Source organism: Micrococcus sp. LASM2_SD2 (assembly GCF_057364565.1).
This window is the reverse complement of sequence record NZ_JBNFOB010000166.1, coordinates 1-5,458: the sequence shown is the minus strand read 5'-3', so window position 1 is coordinate 5,458 and position 5,458 is coordinate 1. Positions and strand designations below refer to the sequence as shown.

3 protein-coding genes are annotated in these 5,458 nt (G+C 72.2%); all 3 read left to right on the top strand.

Annotated features, from left to right (window positions below; genetic code table 11):
* Positions 1-379: 379 nt before the first annotated feature.
* The 3 genes from AC2W7A_RS08980 to AC2W7A_RS08970 are packed head-to-tail and all read left to right on the top strand — an operon-like array spanning position 380 to position 5,328.
* The gene (locus AC2W7A_RS08980) at positions 380-2,698 is read left to right on the top strand and encodes a S9 family peptidase (RefSeq protein ID WP_485991063.1); all 2,319 of its coding nucleotides are present in this window, start codon (positions 380-382) and stop codon (positions 2,696-2,698) included.
* 58 nt (positions 2,699-2,756) lie between these two features.
* On the top strand, positions 2,757-3,731 hold the full coding sequence (locus AC2W7A_RS08975) for a 1,4-dihydroxy-2-naphthoyl-CoA synthase (RefSeq protein WP_485991062.1): 975 nt from the start codon (positions 2,757-2,759) through the stop codon (positions 3,729-3,731).
* A gap of 31 nt (positions 3,732-3,762) precedes the next feature.
* Complete coding sequence (locus AC2W7A_RS08970) at positions 3,763-5,328, top strand: aspartate-alanine antiporter-like transporter (RefSeq protein ID WP_485991061.1); 1,566 nt, start codon at positions 3,763-3,765, stop codon at positions 5,326-5,328.
* Positions 5,329-5,458: the final 130 nt, after the last annotated feature.

Below are 5,458 nucleotides of genomic sequence, written 5' to 3'. Positions count from 1 at the left end.
GGCCGAGCTCGCGGCCGAGGCGGCGCCCAGGGCGGCCGGGCGACGCAGGCGGGACAAGGCGCCAGCGGTGCGGGAGGTGCGGGAGGCGGTCTTCTCGTGCGGGGTCGTCACAGTCGGGTGCATCGGTGGCGGGCGGCCCCGTCCTGCACCGCGGTGCATCCGCTGCACCATAGAGCAGGGTCACGGGACCGCCCATGGCATTGCCCCGGGCGGACCGTTCGGAATCCGGTGCCCGGGGCGAGGCCGAAGTCCTCCACGGTGCCGTGGACTCTTGGGCAGATGCTGTCCCGGCTCTCCACCACGCGTCCGAATCCCCTGGGCATGCCCTGGAGCCGCGTGGGCTCCGTCACCATGGCCCCGATGTGATGGGATGGCAGGCATGACCGAGACCACACAGCAGCCCGCCGACCGTCCCGTCCCGCCCGTCGCCGTGACGAAGCCGGTCACCCGCACCCATCACGGGGACACGTTCACCGACGACTTCGAGTGGATGCGGGAGAAGACCTCGGACGAGGTGCTGGACCATCTGAAGGCGGAGAACGCCTACACGGAGGCTGTGACCGCGGACCAGGAGGCGCTGCGCGAGCGGATCTACGGCGAGATCAAGGCGCACACCGTGGAGACGGACCAGTCCGTGCCCGTGCGCCGGGACGGCTGGTGGTACTTCGCTCGCACCGAGGAGGGCAGGCAGTACGCCGTGCAGTGCCGCGTGCCCGCACAGGACACCGGGGACCGGCTGGCGGACTGGACGCCGCCTCAGATCCGGCCCGGTGTGCCCCTGGAGGGCGAGCAGGTGCTGCTGGACGGCAACGCCGAGGCCGAGGGCAAGCCCTTCTTCGCCCTCGGCGGCATGCACGTCTCCCCGGACGGGAACCTGTTGGCCTATGCGGTGGACCACGCCGGAGACGAGCGCTTCACTCTGCGTGTGCGCGACCTGCGCACCGGGCAGGAGCTCGAGGACGTGGTGGAGGACATCGCCTACGACGTCCGCTTCGACCGCACCGGCACCCGCGTGTTCTACACCCTGTGGGACGCGTCCTGGCGCCCCTACCGGGTCATGGTCCACACCCTCGGCCAGGACACCGCGCAGGACCGGATGCTCTTCGAGGAGAAGGACCCGGGCATGTGGACCGGGTTCGAGGGCGTGGCGGACCGGACGCAGCTGCTGGTCGGCGTCGGCAACTCCGAGGTCTCCGAGACCTGGGTCATCGACCTGCCGGAGGATGCTGAGACGGAGGTCCCCGCCCCGCGCCTGCTGCTGCCGCGCACGGACGCGATGCTGGCCTCCGTGGAGCCGTTCGACCTGGGCGAGCGCCGCCACCTGCTGATCGTGCACAACCGGGACGCCGAGGGGAGGGCCGCGCCGAACGGGATGATGTCCCTGGTGGCCGAGGACGAGGTGGCCGACCGGTCCGCGTGGCGGACCGTGCTCCCCCACCGCGCCGAGGTGAAGGTGGACGGCGCGATGGTCACCTCCACCCACGTGGCCGTCTCCGTCCGTCGGGACACCACCCCGCGCGTGCTCATCGGACGTCTCGCGGACCTGTCGACGGGGTCGGCCACGGCCCCGGCCGAGGCGGGCGGCACCGCCGAGGAGAACGGCGAGGCGACGGGCGAGGCGGGGGCGCGTGCCGTCGTCGGGATGGAGTTCTCCGAGCCGGAGTTCGACGAGGAGCTCTACGCCTGCCACCTGACCTGGGCCTCGTGGGAGTCCCCGTTCCTGCGCCTGGCCTACACCTCCTGGATCACGCCGGCGCGCGTGCTGGACGTGGAGGCGGCGACCGGTCAGGTGCACCTGCGCCGCGAGGTGGAGGTCCCCGGCCACGACCCGGCGGACTACGTGGTGGAGCGTGAGTGGGCGACCTCCTCCGAGCCCGGGCCGGACGGCGAGCCCGTGCAGATCCCGCTGACGGTCATCCGCAGGAAGGACCTGGCCCAGGACGGCACCAACCCCTGCCTGGTCTACGGCTACGGCTCCTACGAGATGTCCATGGACCCGGTGCTCGGCGTGGCCCGCCTGTCCCTGCTGGACCGCGGGCTGGTGTACGTGGTGGCGCACGTGCGCGGCGGCGGCGAGCTCGGCCGCGGCTGGTACGAGGACGGCAAGAAGCTGGCCAAGGCTCACTCCTTCACGGACTTCGTGGACGCGACCCGGCACATCGTGGACTCGGGCTGGGTGGACCCGGCGCGGATCGCCTGCCACGGCGGCTCGGCCGGCGGCCTGCTCATGGGTGCCGTGGTGAACCTGGCGCCGGAGCTGTACCGGGCGTGCCTGGCCGTGGTGCCGTTCGTGGACGCCCTCACCTCCATCCTGGACCCGGACCTGCCGCTGTCCGCCCTGGAGTGGGAGGAGTGGGGCAACCCGATCGAGGACCAGGGCGTGTACGCGTACATGAAGGCCTACACGCCGTACGAGAACGTGCGGACCGTGGACTACCCGGCGATCGCGGCGGTGACCAGCCTCAACGACACCCGCGTGCTCTACGTGGAGCCGGCGAAGTGGGTGGCGCAGCTGCGCCGCACCGTGACGAGTGACCAGGCGACGCCGCTGGCCGAGGGTGGCTCCCCGATCCTGCTGCGCACCGAGATGGACGGCGGCCACGGCGGCGCCTCCGGTCGGTACCAGGGCTGGAAGGACACCGCGTGGGAGTACGCGTTCGTGCTGACCGCGCTGGGGGCGACCGACCGGGTGGACTGACCCCCGCGGACTTTCGGATCCAAAACCGGGAGGTTCCGCAGGAACTAGACTCGTCCGCATGACCGAGCAGAGCATCGATCCGGCCCGATTCCCCGTCCCCGAGAAGGTCTCGGACGTCTTCGACCCGCAGCGCTGGCGCGTGGTAGAGGGCTTCGATTTCCAGGACATGACCTACCACCGTCAGGTGGAGCGGGACGCGGACGGCAGCTGGGTCCGGGACCTGCCCACGGTCCGCATCGCCTTCGACCGTCCCGAGGTCCGCAACGCGTTCCGCCCGGGCACCGTGGACGAGCTCTACCGCGCCCTGGACCACGCCCGCATGACCCCGGACGTCGGCACCATCCTGCTCACCGGCAACGGCCCTTCCCCCAAGGACGGCGGCCACGCGTTCTGCTCCGGCGGCGACCAGCGCATCCGCGGCCGCGACGGCTACCGCTACGCCGAGGGCGACACCGCCGAGACCATCGACCCGGCCCGTGCCGGCCGCCTGCACATCCTCGAGGTGCAGCGCCTGATGCGCACCGCCCCCAAGGCCGTGATCTGCGTGGTCAACGGCTGGGCCGCCGGCGGAGGCCACTCCCTGCACGTGGTCTCGGACCTCACGCTCGCCTCCCGCCAGCACGGGAAGTTCAAGCAGACCGACGCCACGGTCGGCTCCTTCGACGCCGGCTACGGCTCCGCCCTGCTCGCCCGCCAGGTGGGCCAGAAGCGCGCCCGCGAGATCTTCTTCACCGCCCGCGAGTACTCCGCCGAGGACATGGTGGCCATGGGCGCCGTGAACGAGGCCGTGGACCACGAGCGCCTCGAGGAGGTCGCGCTGGAGTACGCCGCGGACATCAACCGCCAGTCCCCGCAGGCGCTGCGCATGCTGAAGTTCGCGTTCAACCTGCCGGACGACGGCATGAACGGCCAGCAGGTATTCGCCGGCGAGGCCACCCGCATGGCCTACATGACGGACGAGGCAGTGGAGGGCCGGGACGCCTTCCTGCAGAAGCGCGACCCGGACTGGTCCCCGTACCCGTACTACTTCTGACCGACCACCACGGCAGGACGGAGACCCGCCCATGCTCGCACTGCTCAACGACCAGCCCATCCTCGTCCTCATGGCCACCGTCGCCCTGGGCGCCGCCGTCGGCACCATCCCCCTGGGCAAGATCCGCCTCGGCGCCTCCGGAGCACTGTTCGTGGGCCTGCTCGTCGGGGCGGTGCTGCCCGACGTCGGCGACCGGCTGGCCCTGTTCCAGAGCTTCGGCCTGGCCCTGTTCGCCTACCTGATCGGGCTCGGTGCCGGCAAGGTGTTCTTCCGGGACCTGCGCCGCAACCTGCCCCTGATGCTGGCCGCCGTCGTCGTGGTGGTCCTCACCGCCTTCACGGTGCACCCGCTGGCCGCGCTGCTCCACCTGGACCTGCCGACGGCGATCGGCGTGTGGACGGGGTCGCTCACCGCGACGCCGGCGATGGCGCTGGCGAACCAGCTCACCGGCGGGCAGGCCCCGGCCGTGGGCTACGGGCTGTCCTACCTGGTGGGCGTGGTCGGCACCATCATCGCGATCACCCTGCTCGCCGCCCGCCCGTGGAACAGCTCCCCGCGCGATCCGGCGCCGGTGACCGACGGCAAGCTGCGCTTCACCGCCGCAGCCGCCACCTCCGCCCTCACCGTGCGGGAGATCCCGGGGATCTCCGAGGGGCTGGTGCGCGTGGTGGCGCTGCGCCGCGGCGGCGTGGCCCGGATCGCCGGCTCCGCCGACAGGATCGAACCGGGGGACGAGGTCGTCCTGGACGGCACGGAGAAGAACATCGACGCGGCCGTGCAGGCCTTCGGCCGCCGCACCGACGCCGACCCGGCGCGGGTGATGAACCCGATGCAGACCTCCATGGTCATCGTCACGGCCCGCGCCCTGGCCGGTCGCCGCCTGGGCACGCTGTCCCTGCGCGAGCGCTTCGGCACCGACGTCGCCCGGCTGCGGCGCGACGACGTCGAGTCACTGGCCACCCCGCAAACCGAGCTCAAGGTCGGCGACCGGGTGCTCATCGTGACCACCGCGCCGCGGATGGAGGCGGTGCGCGACTTCTTCGGCAACTCGACGCGCGGGCTCTCGAACCTGGACTGGATCTCCCTGGGCACGGGCATGGCGCTGGGCTACCTGCTGGGCATGGTGACGATCCCGCTTCCGGGCGGGGCCTCCTTCTCCCTCGGCCCGGCGGCCGGGTGCATCCTCGTCGGCCTCGCCCTCGGGGCGATCGGCCGCACCGGACCCACGGTGTGGGAGCCGTCCACGGAGATCGCACTGACGCTGCGGCAGTTCGGCCTCATGCTCTTCCTGGGCGTGGTGGGCCTGGCCGCCGGCCCGGCGTTCATCGAGACGGTGTTCACCCGGGTCGGCGGGCTGGCCATCCTGATGTCCGCCGTGCTCACCGCGCTGACCGCGGCCCTGCTCATCGCCGCGGCACGGCTGCTGGGGCAGTCCGTGGATCGCACCTTCGGGGCGCTGGCGGGCATCACGGGCCAGCCGGCGATCCTGGACTACGCGCTCTCCCGGTCCACCGACGCCCGCGTGACCGAGGGGTACGCCCAGCTGTTCGCGCTGATCATGGTGGTCAAGATCGCCACGGTGCCGTTCATGCTCTGACCGGGCGGGCGGATCCGGTCCACCGGGCGTGTCCGTCCGACCGCCGGGCCTCCTACACTCGGGGCCATGCCCGCCACCGCCGACGCCCTCGCCCGCCGCCACGGACGCCCTCGCCGCAGCCTTCGACGCG

Bases quoted from the DNA above. Each gene is read 5' to 3' on its own strand.
- AC2W7A_RS08980 (WP_485991063.1), top strand. From the start codon at position 380: ATGACCGAGACCACACAGCAGCCCGCCGACCGTCCCGTCCCGCCCGTC.
- AC2W7A_RS08975 (WP_485991062.1), top strand. From the start codon at position 2,757: ATGACCGAGCAGAGCATCGATCCGGCCCGATTCCCCGTCCCCGAGAAG.
- AC2W7A_RS08970 (WP_485991061.1), top strand. From the start codon at position 3,763: ATGCTCGCACTGCTCAACGACCAGCCCATCCTCGTCCTCATGGCCACC.